At 49.0% G+C, this 17,054-nt stretch carries 15 protein-coding genes; 8 read left to right on the top strand and 7 right to left on the bottom strand.

Annotation, left to right across the window (positions count from 1 at the left end; all coding sequences use genetic code 11):
* Positions 1–294: 294 nt before the first annotated feature.
* From NSQ46_RS25190 to NSQ46_RS25175, 4 genes are all read left to right on the top strand, one after another.
* Positions 295–570: a hypothetical protein gene (locus NSQ46_RS25190; protein ID WP_342575167.1), complete on the top strand. Its 276-nt coding sequence runs from the start codon at positions 295–297 to the stop codon at positions 568–570.
* 89 nt (positions 571–659) lie between these two features.
* Positions 660–1,097, top strand: coding sequence for a hypothetical protein (locus NSQ46_RS25185; protein ID WP_342575166.1), 438 nt, complete (start codon positions 660–662; stop codon positions 1,095–1,097).
* A 203-nt stretch (positions 1,098–1,300) separates the two neighbouring features.
* Positions 1,301–1,771: a hypothetical protein gene (locus tag NSQ46_RS25180; RefSeq protein ID WP_342577016.1), complete on the top strand. Its 471-nt coding sequence runs from the start codon at positions 1,301–1,303 to the stop codon at positions 1,769–1,771.
* 32 nt (positions 1,772–1,803) lie between these two features.
* On the top strand, positions 1,804–2,313 hold the full coding sequence (locus tag NSQ46_RS25175) for a hypothetical protein (protein WP_342575165.1): 510 nt from the start codon (positions 1,804–1,806) through the stop codon (positions 2,311–2,313).
* Positions 2,314–2,910: 597 nt separating this feature from the next.
* On the opposite strand, the gene NSQ46_RS25170 is transcribed toward NSQ46_RS25175, so the two are convergent.
* The 3 genes from NSQ46_RS25170 to NSQ46_RS25160 form a co-directional block, all read right to left on the bottom strand.
* Positions 2,911–3,573 (bottom strand): hypothetical protein, encoded by a 663-nt coding sequence (locus tag NSQ46_RS25170; protein WP_342575164.1) that lies wholly within the window; start codon positions 3,571–3,573, stop codon positions 2,911–2,913.
* A 493-nt stretch (positions 3,574–4,066) separates the two neighbouring features.
* Positions 4,067–5,611 (bottom strand): response regulator, encoded by a 1,545-nt coding sequence (locus tag NSQ46_RS25165; protein ID WP_342575162.1) that lies wholly within the window; start codon positions 5,609–5,611, stop codon positions 4,067–4,069.
* Positions 5,604–7,394, bottom strand: a complete 1,791-nt coding sequence (locus NSQ46_RS25160) for a histidine kinase (protein WP_340897217.1) — start codon at positions 7,392–7,394, stop codon at positions 5,604–5,606. The genes NSQ46_RS25165 and NSQ46_RS25160 overlap by 8 nt, the downstream gene beginning before the upstream one ends.
* 213 nt (positions 7,395–7,607) lie before the next feature.
* Between NSQ46_RS25160 and NSQ46_RS25155 the strand changes: the two genes are divergently transcribed.
* From NSQ46_RS25155 to uidA, 4 genes are all read left to right on the top strand, one after another.
* Positions 7,608–8,495 (top strand): sugar ABC transporter permease, encoded by an 888-nt coding sequence (locus tag NSQ46_RS25155; RefSeq protein ID WP_342575160.1) that lies wholly within the window; start codon positions 7,608–7,610, stop codon positions 8,493–8,495.
* Positions 8,496–8,508: 13 nt separating this feature from the next.
* Positions 8,509–9,339: a carbohydrate ABC transporter permease gene (locus tag NSQ46_RS25150; protein ID WP_099477429.1), complete on the top strand. Its 831-nt coding sequence runs from the start codon at positions 8,509–8,511 to the stop codon at positions 9,337–9,339.
* A 77-nt stretch (positions 9,340–9,416) separates the two neighbouring features.
* Positions 9,417–10,760: an extracellular solute-binding protein gene (locus tag NSQ46_RS25145; protein ID WP_342575158.1), complete on the top strand. Its 1,344-nt coding sequence runs from the start codon at positions 9,417–9,419 to the stop codon at positions 10,758–10,760.
* 11 nt (positions 10,761–10,771) lie between these two features.
* Positions 10,772–12,571 carry a beta-glucuronidase gene (gene uidA / locus NSQ46_RS25140; protein WP_342575156.1) on the top strand — a complete coding sequence of 600 codons (1,800 nt, stop codon included), beginning with the start codon at positions 10,772–10,774 and terminating at the stop codon, positions 12,569–12,571.
* A gap of 188 nt (positions 12,572–12,759) precedes the next feature.
* Here uidA and NSQ46_RS25135 read toward each other — a convergent pair whose 3' ends face one another.
* From NSQ46_RS25135 to NSQ46_RS25120, 4 genes are read right to left on the bottom strand one after another with little or no spacing between them, the layout of a single operon-like run.
* Positions 12,760–13,746 carry an aliphatic sulfonate ABC transporter substrate-binding protein gene (locus NSQ46_RS25135; protein WP_342575154.1) on the bottom strand — a complete coding sequence of 329 codons (987 nt, stop codon included), beginning with the start codon at positions 13,744–13,746 and terminating at the stop codon, positions 12,760–12,762.
* A gap of 27 nt (positions 13,747–13,773) precedes the next feature.
* Positions 13,774–14,916, bottom strand: a complete 1,143-nt coding sequence (locus tag NSQ46_RS25130) for an LLM class flavin-dependent oxidoreductase (protein ID WP_342575153.1) — start codon at positions 14,914–14,916, stop codon at positions 13,774–13,776.
* A 1-nt stretch (position 14,917) separates the two neighbouring features.
* Positions 14,918–15,817, bottom strand: coding sequence for an aliphatic sulfonate ABC transporter substrate-binding protein (locus tag NSQ46_RS25125; protein ID WP_342575152.1), 900 nt, complete (start codon positions 15,815–15,817; stop codon positions 14,918–14,920).
* A complete protein-coding gene (locus NSQ46_RS25120) occupies positions 15,814–16,830 on the bottom strand; it encodes an ABC transporter substrate-binding protein (RefSeq protein ID WP_342575151.1) in 1,017 nt (338 codons plus the stop codon). Before NSQ46_RS25120 ends, NSQ46_RS25125 begins: the two co-directional genes overlap by 4 nt.
* Positions 16,831–17,054 lie beyond the last annotated feature (224 nt).

The raw sequence follows: 17,054 nt of genomic DNA, 5'->3' as shown, positions 1-17,054 counted from the left end.
CCGGCAGTCGCGCTGTTGTTGAAGGAGACGGTCCCCCTGTTTTAGTTTGGGACAGTTTTAGTGCATTCATTAGAAATTCAATAAATTCATGCGCTCAAGCTATTAAGGATAGGATTATTCCATTATGATGGTGGGGAATGCCGCCCAGTGCACACTGCGCACCGCCCAATTAACGGCCGGGAGATAACGAAGCCAAGCAAATTCATCTTTCATGCCAGTGCGAGGATTAGACCGAATTGGTAATCATCCAATTAGTGTGATGGGATGCAGTAAACAGGTGAGGTGTTAAAATAAGTGGATGGTTATTTGAAATTTGTTAAAAGCGTAGCTAACGAACAAAATAAAGTGTTTATTATGGATACTGGTGAGGGAGATGACTTTGCCGACCCAGTAACTGGGTGGTATATGGAGGATATTAGCGGTTGGCTAATAGAGCCTTCAAAAGAAAATCTACTGATTCAAGCTATCAATCAAGGAACTCCGTATTCTACATTCAAGGATAACTACGTTTTCGCTAAATGGTATAATTCTGATGACGGAGAAAATAAGGTTAAATTTGTAAGATACTAGTTCGTTAGAAACCTTGATTGGCTCTATGCCTTTCAAGGTTTTTTGTCGATGGGGCTCTTCAGTGCTGAAATGCTTGAAAGGGGTAGGCTATGAAACTTGAAGGTATCATTGAAAAAATAATCGCAGATGGTTATGAACGGCTTATTTATCTAAGCTTAACTGCTAGACAAGAAAAACTCTGGTGTCACTTAATCCAATACGACGAGTACTTGGGAAAGGGGGAGCAGTCTCAGTTCCTTCATGTAAACCAAACTATAACCCTAAAGGTTAGGATTGAGTGGGTAAATGAATATTCAATTATTACTAAGCAACAAGGGCTTACTGAAGAGTTGCTACAGTCTATAAACGAATCCTCTCATACAATTGCTGTAGCTACAATAATGGAAAAAGAAGATGATTACACACTCATTTGTGATATTCAAGGTCTGGTAAGAAACGTCTTAGTGGAATTTGAAGAAAAGGTTAGTGTGGAAATCGGAGCAAGTCTAAGAATAAAGGGAAATTTAAAAGCAGTACTTGATGAATGAACAAATACTTGAAGTTCTTTAATTTTCATTTCCCTGATTGGCTTCGTGCTTTTTAAAGTTTCCCTCTTTTGGCGGGGCTACCCAGTGCCGACTGAACCCATCATAGTAACAAGTATGGGGATAGAACATAGAGATCATTTTAAGAAATGATAAGATAATTTCAGCTTATCCTATTTTAGATGGGAGCAGATATACTAATGATTATGATTAAGTATAAATATAAATTGAAATATATGGAAATATTTAATATCGTTGTATTGGATTTTGACGAGGAAAAATCGCTAGAGTTCGCTAGTATGATTAGTGATCCCTTAGGATCAGATATAAATTGGAGATTTAATGATTTGAAAAATGATATTGATCATTATATTGAATTATTAAGGGGAAATATACCGCGGTATGATCACGGGGGGAATGCATCAAGCGTTATATCTTACAAAGACTATACAATAATTGAAGATCCATTTTATGATGAGGAAGAAGATGAAGTAGAACCGATCTGTAAATTAGAGACAGTTGAATTTGTGAAAATCATATTAGTGTGGGCATATGAAACTTATAAATATAAAAGCAAGAGAGGAGTGATTGCTCTAGAAGAGGCAGAAATGGTTATGAACTGGATTGAACAAAAAATGCTAGAAGTTCAGAGTATAGAAAATGAATCTATAAAATAGTTTGTGTAAAGCCATTCAAGGAGGCAAGTGGATTGAGGAAAAAAACCAGGAATATACTGATTTCCTTCTCTGTAATAACGCTGATTATCTTTTCTATATTTTTGATGAGTCAAAACATCACGAACGATAGGGATTCAAAAATGAAACTGGAATCTATAATCGGTAATTCCGTATTTGAAGTGTGGAATTTTTATCATGATCTCGGAAACCTTCAAGATGTGGATGGTAAAAGCATTCAAGAACTAAATAATCGGCTATATCGTGTAGAGGGCTATTCTAAAGTTATAGATTCCGGAGTATCGACGGAGTTATTAGTTCCTATTGCCAATAAAATGAACACAAAAATTAGTGCAATATTCTCAAACTATAATGAAACAGGGGGAATAAGTGAAGCTGATCAGGAAATATTCAATGAAATGGTTGAAGATGCAAGAAAGATCTCTGAGCTGATTACAGAAATTTATTATCAAAATAACATTCATCAAGAAGGGAAAATCAAACTTAACATTACGAACTATGAAGAGTTAACGAAATTTAAATAAGTAGATTCACTCTAGAAGAAATAGGTCGTAATCCGATCACGGCCGACCTATTTCTTTTTTTGGTCTCCATAGAAGCTCAACATGACGGAGCAGCAGTTCGTTTTGCCTGTCCCTGCTAAACAGAGTGCAACGAGACCGTTTTTCCACAGCAAGAATCACAAGAAGATATAGATCACAAGAATGGTGGATAAAAAGGAAATCGAGGAAACGGCGCTAAAGAGGTTGGACTGCTTCGGAGTGTGATTCGTATTCATTTTTGAAATGATAAATCGATGAATGCCAAAAAAGAGCATTAAGCTAACGACCCATGAGAGGATGTTGAATAATCCGTTATTCCCCGTATTGATTAAATGAACAATGAATCCAGCAAAGTAATACCATAAGATCCCAAAGCAAACATTCAATATCAGGACAGCTGTGATTTTCACCTTCATGGCATACTCCTTTCGAGTTCCAATAATAAACATATTATATCATAAAAGGAATATTGGTTGCCTGGAACCTTCAGTACGGAAAGCAGAAAAAAAAGGACACCAAGTCCTTAACAGACCTCGTGCCCTCCAATCAACGGATTCATATTGTTCGTTGTACTTCTTATTATTTCACGAATGAGTCTGGCAGCTTCAGGGAAACGACAGCATCGTCAGTCTCCTGCAACCCCGAATCACTTAGAAATTGCTCGCGGAGCTCTTTTTTATTCTTACCTAATGCATACTTAACGCTAATATCAACGACATTGCCATGTGAACGAAATGCGGGGAATTGGTCCAACGAAAAAACAACCGCATTCGCTTGATAAGTCTTCGAATCCTCAGCCCCGCAAGGAGATTTGGAATCATCCGGGCATAGGTTTACGGTAATGGGACGGTGCCGCGGATTGTGCTTGGCTGTTTCCCCATTGATGGAGCCGTCGATGTACTGGATGCTGATTTCCCGATCCTTCCTCGTATTCTCGACCGCAGAAACGACATACAGCCGATCCGGAACGGCTTGATTATTCTGGTTGACGGCATCCTTCACCAAGAAAACGTATTGGTAGTGGATGCTGATATTGTCTTCAATCTCCGAGATTTCGGTCAAAGGCTCCGTGTTCACGGATCCGGCGGATTTGATCCCTTCCAAATCATAGATTACGCTTAATATCGATTCGGGGTCCGTGTTCAGCGGGACAGTTTGTTTGACGGACGTGCTGCAGCCGGTAAAAAGGGCAGAGAAGGCCATGAAGATGGCTATGATATATCGGTTCTTTTTGCGAATCACGCCTTTCCCAATCCTCCCTTACAACGGCATGTACAATCATGGTTAATATATGAAGCTATCAAAACTAAGTTAATAGAATTCAGGGCATAATGCAAGCCAGGACGGTACGTAGGGAGGGGTGAAGGCGAAGACGGATCAAAGATCCTTAATGGCTGCGTGAAAAGTTACCTTTAACCGAAAGCCGAATCCAGAACTTGAAGATCCATCACCACTTTCTGCATTGACGGTCCGATGTATTGTTGAACATGAAAAAAAGGACACCAACTCCTAAGCAGACCTCGTGCTCCCAGATAAATTGGTTATTGATGCTCGCAACATGACCCTTGATAGTGGATCGGTTGAACTTCATAAGAAAAACAGGAGATCATCTCTCGCAAACAGAGGCAGGTCTCCTGTTTTTCTTCATGACAACTTTCAGTAAGCTGATGCCTTATATTGATCGCCGGTATTCGCTCGGCGACATCCCGGCGTAATTCCGGAATAGCTTAATAAATTAGCTCGTATGCTCATATCCGAGCTGCTCGGAAATTTCCGCAACGTTTAAATCGGACTGGTTCAGCAACTCCTGGGCTCTTTCCATTTTCGTGCGGGTGACGAATTCGACGAAGGTTTCTCCGGTTTCCTGCTTGAAAATACGACTGAAATGAGACGGGTTCAGATTCAAGCGATGCGCCATTTCCTCCATGGCGATTTTCTCGCCCATATGGAGGCGGACGTATCGTTGCGCCTCGGCAATTTCCCGGCGTACGACGGTTTGTTCCCGAAGCGACTCGATTTCGACGGATTTTTTTTCGAGAAATTCTTGGAGCCATTCCAGCAAATGGTCCAGCGTTTCAATCGAGGCAATTTTCCGCTGGAGCCTTTCGGTATTGAAGTTCGTGACGAAGTTTTGCATGACGGTGTACTTGAGCTGGAGTTCCATGGTCATTTTGAGCACCCAGCATTTTACCGCCTCCACAGGATAGACCTTGCTTTCTATAAAACCTTTCCATTCTCTGACGGCAAGCGAAATCCGGGTCTTGTCCCCGGCAAGAATGCAATCTTTCAAATCCTGCAGGGCTTTGGAATAATGCAGGAAAATATCCTCTTTCGTCGTCTCCAGGGGCTGCATGTTGGCATAAACGCGCTCGCCCGAATAGAATCGAAACGTTGCGGCATCAAGCAATTTCTGGATCTCTTTTTTCAAATGAAGCAATTCGCGGCTCACTTCCCCGCGGATAAACGAAATGCCGATGCGCAGATGTTGAAACATCTGTTGTTGGACGCGAGACAGTTCGTCCTGAACGTCCTCATAGAGATTCCGTGTCAACGTATGCGGGAAGGGGAACAGAAACAGGTATTGGCGTTCGTTCAGGACAAACAAGAAGCTTCCGTTAAAACGAACTAATTCCTGCAAGGCGTTATGGATCACAAACTGCATGTTGACGGCTCCGCCGAACCGGACTTCCAATTCGGCGGCTCTCTCCGGCAGGGCCAGGACTGGCAGATAAGGGACGCCGTCACGGAGAAGGATACCGAAATTTTGAAATTCGTTCGCCCATTCGGCTTCGCTCCAGACCGGTTGTTCAAGAAACTTGCGGATCAATCCGGATCGAATGGCGGAAAGATGTTGTTGGATTTTCTTTTGGAGCTGGTTCCGGTCGTGTTCCAAGTCATTTTCCACGGTCAATTGGTTCGTCAATCGGCCCAGCACGGAAACGACCTGATCAATCCGAAGACTCTCCTTTAAAATATATTCGCTCACGTTAAGTTTTACGGCCGTCTGCGCGTAGTGAAAATCTTCGTGGCAGGACAAAATGACCGCCTTCAACCGCGGGTTGGCTGCGCGCGCTTTTTCGATTAATTCCAGTCCGTCCATGACGGGCATTCCGATATCCGTTACGAGAATGTCCGGACGATGAATTTGGCAAGCTTCCCAGGCTTCGCCGCCGTCGGAACAAACGGCAGCCAATTCCAGACCTAGTGTCGGCCAGGGAATGCCGGCACTCAAATAATCCAATACCGTATAATGATCGTCGGCGAGAAGAACTTTAAACACGTTGATCATCCTCCCCTGCATTCTCGATCGGCAGCAGCAGCTCCACAGTCGTGCGCCGCCCGTATTCGCTTTGAATGTTCATTTCAAACCGCTCCCCGTACAACAATTTCAATCGGCTGAAGACGTTGATCAGGCCGATACCGTCAGAAGAGATCCGTTCGCCCAAGTTCTTCTGCGCGATGAGATCCTGCTTTTGATAGCTAAGCCGCTTCTTTAATTCCTCAAGCGTATCCGGATTTATGCCCAAGCCGTTATCCTCGACCGTGATGTTTAATGAAGCGCCGGCGGTTTGCGCACGGATCCAAATCATCCCCCCATTCTTCGAAAAGCCGTGTTTATACGCGTTCTCGATAATCGGCTGCAAGATAAAGCGGGGGACGGTAACGGCAAACGGGTCCGCATGGATTTCCCAATGAATCTCGATCGGAAATCGCGTAGTAAACTTCATTAAGTCCGTATATTGTTTAGCTGTTTCCATTTCGGCATAAAACGTGACGAATTCATCCTGCCTAAGACTTGCTCGGAGCAACGAGGATAGCGACTCGACGGTGACAGCGTTTTCATCATCACCTCTCATCAACAATTTCAGTCGGATCGAATTTAGAACGTTAAAGAGGAAATGCGGATGAACTTGCGCCTGCAGCATCGCCATTTCGGCTTGACGCTTCAATTCCTGCTCCATCTTCACCTGCGTCAGGATTTGCTGGATGCGGTCGAGCATAAAGTCGAACGAACGGCCGAGCCGGCCGATTTCATCAGGTCCGCGAACGTTGGAACGCACGCTTAAATCCCCGGATTCCACTTTCTTGGCCGCCTCCCCGAGCGCCAGAACCGGCTTGGTGAAGCGCCTCAACAAATAGGTAAGGGCGAGCAAAAAGCCGATCGCGAACATGGCTTGCAGAAATAGCATCGTTTTATAAATCCCGTTCAATTTTCCCGTAAGCTGTTCGTAAGGAGCCACGCTTACAAGCTTCCATCCCGAAAAACGAAGCGGGAGCGAAAGAAGCAATTGATTTTCTCCGCCGATTTGAATAATCTCCGGCGAAGCTGAAATAGGATGCGGCAGCACGTTCTCGAACCGGTCTCCGATCCAATCGGCATGGCGATTCGATAGGATGCGATTGTTCTCGTCTACCAAATACACGTCCTCCTCCATATCGGCAAAGAGCTCACGAATGCTGTTTTCCGTGCGGCTGACCACGAGGTAGGCAAACGGCGCTTTATGAACGGTCTCGGTCAATGCCCGCGCGGTCATATAAACATATTTCTGTTCAGGGTACAGCGGTGGCAGGTAGTTTTCCAGTCCGCCTAAAAATAATGTCTCGTAAGGCGTCAAGCGTTCCGCCCTGGGAAACCAGTCCTGCCGGAAAAAGCGCTGTGGCTGAAAGTCGTAGAAGGAGTAATCGGAATATGCCCGGCCGTCCTCTGTCAGCAAGGTCAGGCGCAGGTCCTGCTTCTCGCCGGCGACCTGCTCCAATCGGGTCGTTAGCTGCCTCGCGGCAACCGGACTTTTTTTCGCCTCTTCCAATAGTGTTTTAATTTCCGGATCCAATTGGACGAAGTTCGATATGGACACCATTTCCTCCAGTATCGCTTCCACTTGAGATTGCACAATCATGAGCGATTGCTCCGCTTTTCCGAGCGTGTGCTCGCGAATGATGATTTTGGAGTATACGCCGGTGGTGTAAAGCATGCCGATGGCAGGCAGTACGAGGCAAGCAATGGATGTAAGAATCAGTTTTTTTCGCAGGGACACATGCTTGAAATTCAGTCGGATGCGCATTCGTTGTCGATCACCTCGGCCACAATGAATCGATTGCTTTTGCGTGATAAGCAAATATTAATGCATTCTGTGGACGGATTCATTCAACATTTTTTTCTATGCGGGAAAAAATATCGCAAAAATCTTTTTCGATTAGAAAAAATCGTTTCATGTGCGCCGGATACACCGGTGTCTATAATGAGAAAAAATAGAGATTAACAAAGAGGTGATGAGGTGATCCGAAGACGAACGTTCTACGAGACTGTTACCGGCTATTTGTTTATTTTGCCGATGCTGGTCTTGACGATGACCTTGGTCGTCATCCCGATTGTGCTGTCGGGGGTGATCAGCTTTACGGACTGGAATTTCATTGCGGGCATGGGGGGGCTGAACATAATCGGATGGGACAACTACATGGAGTTGTTTCGGGACGAAGCGTTTCACCGCTCCTTGCGAAATAACACCGTGTTGATCGCAGTCGTTCCGGTGTCCATGTTCATTGCGATGGTGCTCGCGGCACTGATTAACAAGGGGACGTACTTCAAGAGCTTTTTCAAAGTCATCTATTTTATGCCGTTTATTTCTAGTATTGTCGCAATCGCTTTGCTTTGGAGGGTGCTGTTCCATCCGAACAGCGGACCGATTAACGGCTTTTTACGGTCGATCGGTATCGATCACCCACCGATGTGGCTGGCGGATCCGAACTACGCGCTGATGGCCGTCATGATCATCATGATCTGGACTTCGCTAGGGTTTAACATGATCATTTATTTGGCCGGACTGCAAGGCATTCCGAAGGATCTTTATGAGGCGGCCGAAGTGGACGGAGCTTCGCCGATACGCCAGTTTTTCAAAATTACGCTGCCTATGCTGTCGCCGACAACCTTTTTCCTGTTGATTACGGGGGTTGTAGGATCTTTCAAGGTTTTTGATCTGATTATGGTGCTAACGAACGGAGGGCCGGCTGGTTCGACATCCGTTATTGTTTTCTATCTGTATGAAGAGGCTTTCGTGAATCTGGAATCCGGGTATGCATCCGCCATGGGGATTGTTCTGTTGATTCTGATACTGTTCATCACCTTGATCCAATGGGTAGGACAGAAGAAGCGGGTAAATTACTAGGAGGCCGTTAAACATGAAATCCATTCGACTGAACCGGGTCATCATTACGGCCCTGATGGGCATCGCAGGGATCTTCTTTATCCTGCCGTTTCTGTGGATGTTGTCGGCATCGTTCAAGCCAGAGCTTGAGGTGATGACTTATCCGATTCAATGGATCCCGAGTACGTGGAAAATCATTGAAAATTACAGCCAGGTATGGCTGGGGAGCATCCCGTTCGGGCTTTATTATCTGAACAGCATCAAGGTGACTTTACTGACGACTGCATTATCCTTGGTCATCTCCGCCATGGCGGCTTACGGCTTTTCCAAGGTTCATTTCAAAGGACGGGATGCGGTCTTTATACTGGTATTGGCTACGTACATGATTCCGCATCAAGCCATCCTTGTTCCGCAATTCATTATGTTTCGCTGGCTCGGATTGTTTGACAATCACATGAGCCTCGTGTTGCTGGGCGCTTCGGGGGTGTTGGGCACGTTTTTGCTGCGCCAGTTTTTCATGGGGGTTCATAACGAGATTATCGAATCCGCAAGAATCGACGGCGCGAATCACTGGAGGATCTTTTTCCGGATCGGGCTGCCGCTGGTCAAACCCGCGCTTTCGACCTACATGATACTCCGTTTCATTTGGACCTGGAACGATTATCAGAACCCGCTGATCTTCCTGCGCACCGATTCGCTGTTCACGCTCCAGCTGGGCATTCGGAAATTTGCCGATTTTAACGGCGAATTTTATTCGCTCATGATGGCGGGAGCCGTATCCGCAATCCTGCCGCTGCTGATTATTTTCATTATAGGTCAAAAACAAGTCATAGAAGGGGTGGCATCAGGAAGCGTCAAAGGATAAACGATCTAACCGTAGTTCAAACCGTCATCGTCTGGTTTTTTGGAACGCTTATTATCATATACCAAGGGGGAATCCACATGTTCAAAAGAAATTGGAAACGCTTTTTCGCTGCTGCGGCCATCCTTTCGCTCATCGTATCCGGATGTGCTTCAGGTTCGGGAGAAAGCCAGGGGGGCGGTTCGAACGGCAGCGCAGCGGACGGTACAGTGACCATCAAACTGCATACCTGGTATCCGAAGAAGACCGACAACTGGGATGTTGCCATCGCGGAATTCGAAAAAAAACATCCCAATATCAAAGTGGAATTCGTATCCGCGGAAGACAACAATTCCAACGAATATTACAAGAAGCTCGATCTCGCAGCGGCCTCCGGCGAAGCGCTGGACGTCGTAATGTTCAGCAACATGAATTACCTCAGCCAGCGTATGGAACTCGGCATGCTGGAACCGATCGACGGCTATCTGGAGCAAGAAGGTGCAGTCCTTGCTGACGAGTATACGGTAGATACCAGGATTGGGGGGAAAACGTACGGGTTGCCGGGCAAATCGGTTCTCCCCTTGGTGTTCATCAATGAAAACCATCTCAAAGAGGCGGGGCTTGAGCTTCCGAAGGATTGGACGTGGGACGAATATATGCAGTATGCCAAGGCGATGACAAAAACCGACGCCGGCAAGACAAGATACGGAACTTATTTCCATAGTTGGTCCACGCAAGCATACTTTGTTCAGAGCATGAATCAGGCGGTCGGAGCGAACTTGACCACGGACGACGGAACGAAAGCCAACGCGGATACGCCGAGCGTTCGCAAGTCGTTGGAGCTGCGGCTGCAAGGGGAGGAGGAGGGCTTCGTGACGCCGTATTCGGAAGTCATCAGCCAAAAATTGAACTATCGCCCCCAATATTTCAATCAGGAAACGAGCATGATTTCAATGGGATCATTCCTGGTTCCGGAAACCGGAGGAACGGATCAAGTGCCGGCGACATTCAAAACGGTTTTCGCTCCCCTTCCGAAGGTGAATAAGGAAGATCCGATTTCGGGTAATGTCAGCGGCGATGTTTTGGGGATCTATAGCAAATCGAAGCATAAAGAGGAAGCGTACACGTTTATCCGCTGGTATACGACGGAGGGAATTGTCCTTCAAGGGAAGTACTTTCCTTCCTGGAAGAAGGCGGAGATGAACGAAGTCGTCGATAACATCATCGCCGGCACGAAAACCCCGGAAATGATCGACAAGGAATCATTGCTCTATGTCCTTGAACATACGAAACAAACGACGGCGGCGGTCGCGGTGCCGTTCCATGCGGAGCTGGAGAAAGCGTTCATCGAAGAATTCGACGCGATGATGCTGTCGGGCCAGGATCTTGATACAACGGTTAAAAATGCGCAGCAACGCATTCAAAAAATCATCGATTCCAAGTAGGAGGGAAGCTTATGCTTTATCCAATTGTGACCGCCTCCCGGACCGTCATCGATTTAAACGGAATATGGAATTTTAAACTGGATTCCGGCAACGGATTCGCCGAGAAATGGCAGGAACGTCCGCTAGCGGATACGATCCCGATGGCGGTACCTTCCTCATACAATGATGTGGGGGTTAGCGCCGAAATTCGCAATCATGTCGGTTGGGTGTGGTACGAACGGGATTTCATCGTTCCAAGCGCGCTTTCCTCAGAGCGAATCGTTCTCCGATTCGGATCGGCCACGCATAAGGCGAAGGTGTACGTCAACGGCCGCTTGGCGGCCGGGCACACGGGCGGGTTTACGCCGTTCGAGACCGAAATCAACGAATGGTTAACCGAAGGGAAAAACCGGCTCACCGTTGCGGTCTGTAACGTGCTTGATGAATCAACGCTGCCCGTCGGCAACTATTCAGAGCAGGAGGTTGAAGGACTCGGCAAAATCGTTCGCAATCGTCCGAATTTTGATTTCTTTAATTATGCGGGACTTCACCGGCCGGTCAAAATCTATACGACGCCTTGGGTCTACATTCGGGATGTCGAGATCGTATCCGGCGTGCAGTCTGATGGATCCGCCTTGGTGAATTATTCGGTGGCTGCAAGCGGCACGGTGGAGACAAAGGTCAGAATCCTGGATGAGGACGGCGTCGTTGTCGCGAGTGGAGAGGGGGCGGAAGGCGAATTAATGATCACGGGAGCGAAGCTCTGGGAGCCGCTGAACGCTTACTTGTACAGGCTGAAAATCGAGCTGCTGCAACATGGTGAGAAGATCGACGAATACGAGCAGCCCTTCGGGATTCGAACGGTGGAAGTGAAAGAAGGAAAGTTCCTCATCAACGGTAAAGCGTTCTACTTTAAAGGATTCGGCAAGCACGAGGATTCCCCGATTCACGGCAGGGGATTCAACGAGGCAGCCAACGTGATGGATTTTCGCTTGATGAAATGGATCGGCGCCAATTCGTTCCGGACGTCCCATTATCCGTACTCGGAAGAGCTCATGCGGCTAGCCGACCGGGAAGGCTTTGTCGTGATCGACGAGGTGGCAGCTGTCGGCTTGCATTTGAATTTCATGGCGATTCATGCAAAGGGCCCGAAACGGAATACGTGGAAGGAAATCAAAACCGGCGAGGCGCATCGGGAGGCCATTCGTGAATTGATTGCGAGGGACAAAAACCACGCCTGTGTCGTGATGTGGTCAATCGCCAACGAGCCGGCAACGGCGGAGGACGGGGCGTATGAGTACTTTGAACCGCTGTTCCGGCTGGCGAAGGAATGCGATCCGCAGCAGCGTCCCGTCACGGTAGTGACCTTGCAGGAAGGCAGCCCCGAAGATTGCAAGGTATCGGATCTGGCGGATGTCCTGTGCTTAAACCGCTACTACGGTTGGTATGTGGAAGGCGGGGAGTGGGAGTTGGCTCAGGCCAAGCTCCGCCGCGAACTCGAAGGCTGGAACAAACGCTGCCCGGACAAACCGATCATCATGACGGAATACGGCGCGGATACGATCGCCGGGTTTCACGATGTCGATCCCGTCATGTTCACCGAGGAGTTTCAGGTCAAATTTTTGCAGGCGAATCACGAAGTCTTTGACGAATGCAGAAATTTCGCCGGGGAACACGTATGGAATTTCGCCGACTTCCATACAAGTCAAAATATCATTCGGGTTCAAGGAAACAAAAAAGGCGTATTTACCCGCGACCGCAAACCAAAAGCCGCTGCACACGAGCTGAGAAAGCGGTGGCATTCGATTCCCGATTTTGAGTACAAGCCGTAAATTTTCCTGTCCCGCAATGATAAGGAAGGGGCTTTAAACGGGAAGGCAAGGAGCTTAGTCTCCTTGCCTTTTTCAATATTAAACGTGACCAGGGTCATGACTGCCCTACCGCCAAATGAAGTTCCTCTTGTTTTAGTTTACCGAACACTCCTGATGCTCACCGCTCCTCTAAGCTTCCTCAAGCGGCTTCACTTCAACGTCCTTACATCCACCGTATTGGACAGGACATCCACTTCATTCGGAATAATCCCTTTCTCAAACATATAATCGGCGACCGCTTGCCAACGTTGGCGGACGGTGTCATCAATCGGGTCAAACGGGTATAAAGAGCCTTCCAGCTGCTGACGGGCGACGGCTTCGGAGACGCCTTGGATGTCCTGAATTAATTGGACGGTGTGATCGACGTCGCCGGATAGAAGCGCGGACTCTTCATTCAAGCCTTCGAACACTTCATGGACGAGCTCAGGGTGCTCCTTCAGGAAGCCGTTTCGCACAATATACACCGTATCGTTCTCGGATTCGATATCGCCTGCGGAAATGACCAGCTCTGCACCGAAGTCGACGAGCGCCACGGCCGTAAAAGAACCCCATGTCGCCCAAGCGTCAACTTGCCCGCTTTCAAAGGCGGGTCCCGCTTCCGTTGGCGGAAGATAGACGATCTCGACTTCGCTTGCATCGAGTCCGCCTTTCTCCAATGCTTTATACAGTAAGTATTCGCCCGTGCCGCCGCGGTTGACGGCGATTTTCTTGCCCCGGAGGTCGGAAGGCCCCTTGATGCCGGCTTCCGGCTTGGCCACAATGCCTTGATTATCTTGATCGCCAGGCTGCTTCGCAAAAATCGTGAATTCCGAGGAGCCTCCGACAAGGGCGCTGATGGCTGCCGTAATCGAGCCGATCGTGATATCGATCGAACCGGCGTTTAACGCCTCGATCGCTGGCGACATGGCGGCGAAACCGCCAGTTTTTTCAATGCTCGCTCCGGCTGCTTCCAGCCTTTTATACAGGGGCCCGCCTTCCTCTGATAAACTTAGTGGCTGGGCACTGCGCAGGATGCCAAGACGAACGGGGACGGCTTCATTCTCGGCACTGGCTTGTTTCGCTTGGCCGGCTTTACCGCAAGCCGATAACGTAACTAACAGAATTACTAATAGTAAATGTAAGCTTATTTTTCGCATAGGACACTTCCCTTTTTGCCGGATCGTTTAGTGGATGTTATGAGCCCACGTGAAGACCTTCTCCTGTTCTTCTAGCTTCGGCGTCGTTACGGCCTCACGGTTCACGCGCAGATGGGGCAGGATGTATTCTCCTACACGGTAAGCTTCTTCAAGCAGCGGAACACCGGAGAAAATAAACGTTGAAATGCCCGCATCCTGATACTCTCTTAACCGCGCCAGAACGGTTGCCGGACTGCCAACGATCGTGGTGCCCGGACCTGGTCTTACCAGACTCATTCCGGCCCATAAATCCGGATAAATTTCGAGCTCCCGCGCGTCTTTCGGAATTTGGCCGTTGTGATTGCGAAGCATGCGCTGCTGCCCCACCGAGTCGCTGTTTCGCAAGACGGTTTGCATATGCTCCACGGTCTGCGGATCCATCGTCTTGAGCAGCCGGTCCGCTTCTTGCCAAGCTTCTTCATCCGTATCGCGCACAATTAGGTACAGCCGGATGCCATACCGCATCGTACGGCCTTGCTCAGCAGCTAAAGCCTGAAGATCTTGAATCTTCTCGGCGACCTGCGGAGGCGTTTCGCCCCAGCTCAGGTATGTGTCGATGTGCTTGGCTGCCGTGAGGTGAGCCGCTTGCGATGATCCGCCGAACCACAGGGGCGGCGTTGGCTTTTGCGTGGAGGTGAGCTGCAAGGCTTTGCCTTCGGCGGTAATGTACTTGCCATGGAAATCCAGGTGTTCTCCGGCTACGGCTTGCTTCCATACCTGAATCCATTCATCCGTGTAGGCATAACGTTCATCATGCCCAAGCGTTGATCCATAGGCGCGCATTTGCGCCGTGTTCCCGTTCACGATGTTTAATAGGACGCGTCCTCCGGAGAAATCATCGAAGGTCTGCGTCATTTTCGCGGCGAGCACGGGGGAAATCAGCGGCGGATGCACAGCGATGAGAAAACGCATATTGTTCGTGCTGGAGATCAGGGAGGAGCCCAGCACCCACGTATCATGCGGGCCCGTTGCTAGCAAGGCGCCGGTAAACCCTAATTGATCGACAGCCGAGGCAATCTGCCTCAGGTAAGGCAAATCGATTTTGCGCGCGCCATCCGTTGACCAAGGACTGCGGCCATCCGGCGCGGTTAAATACCAATACACTTCAACGTTCTCTTTGTGAGCAGCCATGCTATTCTCCTCCAATTTCTACGGGTACGGGCAGAACGGCATCGGAAACGACAATGCTTTTCGGCAAAATATGCTGCCTTGCCAACAGATCGGCAACCCGCTGCTGTTCGGTTATGAACTCCTCGGTAATCGGCTGCAGCCCCCAAGGTCTCCGCCGAAGCGCGGCTTCCCATGAATCCGCGGATGGCCAATCGGGCAGGTCCCGGGCAAACAGCTCTGCCGCTTCGCGCGTGTTGTCTTGAATCCATTGATCTGCTTGCTGCAGCGCTTCAACGACAGCCTTAAGGAGCTGCGGCTGATTCGTCGCAAAATCCCGGCTGGCAAACCATACGGAACGGTGGGAGATATGGGACTCAAGCGGCACCAGCGTGCGAACGAGACCTTTGTTATGCAGCTCCGTCAGCTGCGGATCGTTGCCGACCCAAGCCTCCACCTCGCCGGCCAGCAGTGCTTTTGCCCCCTCATTGCCTATATCCGCACGAGCGACATCATCATATAGAAGGCCTGCCTTATCGAGCGCGGTTGCGAGAAAGCTCGTATGCCAGGACCCTTCGGACAGCGCAATGCGCAAGCCTTTCAAATCCGCAACGGATTGCACCGGCGATTCCTTGCGCACGACTAAGGCGCCGCTGGCTGTACGAGGATTCGATACCGCAACGTAGACGATATCGATACCCGACGCCTGCGCGGTTAAAGGCGGGGTAGACCCTGTACCGCCGAAGTCGATTTCGCCGGATGCGATCCGCAGCGGCGTCCTCGCTCCGTCGGTGTAATCAACCCAGGCAACGGTTGCGTTAAGGTCTTTAAGAATCTCTTCCAAAAAGCTCAAGCGGCGCAATACGAATAACGAATGATTATTAGGATGAACGCCGATGGTTACGTCTGCTTTCGTTTGAGTCATGTGAGGGACACTCCTTTGGCAATGTTTTGTTCAGCCGCGGCTAACGGTTCTGGAAGAATCCAGTCCCATACGTTTACGGGATTCGGGAGGAAACCATGCTCGAACAGGAATCTGCTCTGGGCTTCAAGCGCTTTTAAATAGTCTTCACGCAGTGACGGTCGAAGGGAAATATTGCGATAAGCGGAGGCAACATATTCGGAGGAAGCGCCGGTTTCCTTCGTAACGACCCGAATGAAATCCTCGGGATGATCTTTGGACCAATCGGCGGCGCGAAGCAGAGAAGTGAGAATCTGCTCCACGACATGCTCCTGCTCCGTTAAGGCCGTATCGACCGTCACGGTTCGGGGCACGCCATTGTTGACTCGCACCAGCGGATCCGGATGGAACCCGAGCTCGATCACTTCCTTCAGCCCGACCGTACGGGCGACCTCCAGCCCGGTAGCTCCTTTGACAAAAACAGCATCGATCTCACGCCGCTGCAGCGCCTCGATTTCGGTATTCCAGGAATCCCTTCTTCCTTCACGAACGGCTTCAAGATCAATGATGTTGACGTCATTCAGCGCTAGATTCGCAAGCGAGAGGGCATTATGAAAACCGCGAAGCGCTTGGGCCGCCCGAAAATCGATCTCTAAATAACGATGACGAGGAATCCCGATTCGTCTTCCGCGCAGATCGCCAGGCTCCTGAAGATCCGAGTCGGGAAGGGTAAGAATGGCTTGATATTCATCGACCCAGCTTAGTCCGATCAGCCGCGTATCGCTTCCGGTTGAGCGTGCCCATAAAGCCGGAATGTTGCCTCCTTCCCGTACCAGGAAAGGCAAGGTGTGATTAAAATGCGCATCAGGCAAAGCTTGACGGGTGTCTCTCGTTAGTTCCGCTGCCGTACATCCGGACTTTTCAAGCTCCTGATCAAGAAGCCCGAGGTCAAGGGCCAAGCTGGCTGCTGTCGGAACGGGGCAGCGGGTGATCCTAATTTCTTTTACGATTTCTTGCGGACTATCGATGTTGGGCATGGTTTCTATGGCTCCTTTCTTTTTCTAGATATCAGAACGTATAAACTTCGGAGAATCTGCTGCCTGATATCGCAAGAGAAACTACCGCTAAACGCGGTCTGTCTTCTTTGAAAGTACGTTGATAGACGTTTTTCTTACGGTTTCACATCCGGTCATACCGCTCGCTTGTGATCCACCTCCTTCTAGAAATAGTTATGGAATTCTCCTCCCAAGCGGGAGGGTAT

Source organism: Paenibacillus sp. FSL M8-0142 (assembly GCF_038597315.1).
Lineage (GTDB): Bacteria > Bacillota > Bacilli > Paenibacillales > Paenibacillaceae > Paenibacillus_AQ > Paenibacillus_AQ lactis.
The sequence above is the reverse complement of the archived record's forward strand: the minus strand, read 5'-3'. Positions and strand labels throughout refer to the sequence as shown.

Bases quoted from the DNA above. Each gene is read 5' to 3' on its own strand.
- NSQ46_RS25125 (WP_342575152.1), bottom strand. From the start codon at position 15,817: ATGACTCAAACGAAAGCAGACGTAACCATCGGCGTTCATCCTAATAAT.
- NSQ46_RS25145 (WP_342575158.1), top strand. From the start codon at position 9,417: ATGTTCAAAAGAAATTGGAAACGCTTTTTCGCTGCTGCGGCCATCCTT.
- NSQ46_RS25185 (WP_342575166.1), top strand. From the start codon at position 660: ATGAAACTTGAAGGTATCATTGAAAAAATAATCGCAGATGGTTATGAA.
- uidA (WP_342575156.1), top strand. From the start codon at position 10,772: ATGCTTTATCCAATTGTGACCGCCTCCCGGACCGTCATCGATTTAAAC.
- NSQ46_RS25120 (WP_342575151.1), bottom strand. From the start codon at position 16,830: ATGCCCAACATCGATAGTCCGCAAGAAATCGTAAAAGAAATTAGGATC.
- NSQ46_RS25160 (WP_340897217.1), bottom strand. From the start codon at position 7,394: ATGCGCATCCGACTGAATTTCAAGCATGTGTCCCTGCGAAAAAAACTG.
- NSQ46_RS25180 (WP_342577016.1), top strand. From the start codon at position 1,301: ATGATTAAGTATAAATATAAATTGAAATATATGGAAATATTTAATATC.
- NSQ46_RS25150 (WP_099477429.1), top strand. From the start codon at position 8,509: ATGAAATCCATTCGACTGAACCGGGTCATCATTACGGCCCTGATGGGC.
- NSQ46_RS25135 (WP_342575154.1), bottom strand. From the start codon at position 13,746: ATGCGAAAAATAAGCTTACATTTACTATTAGTAATTCTGTTAGTTACG.
- NSQ46_RS25130 (WP_342575153.1), bottom strand. From the start codon at position 14,916: ATGGCTGCTCACAAAGAGAACGTTGAAGTGTATTGGTATTTAACCGCG.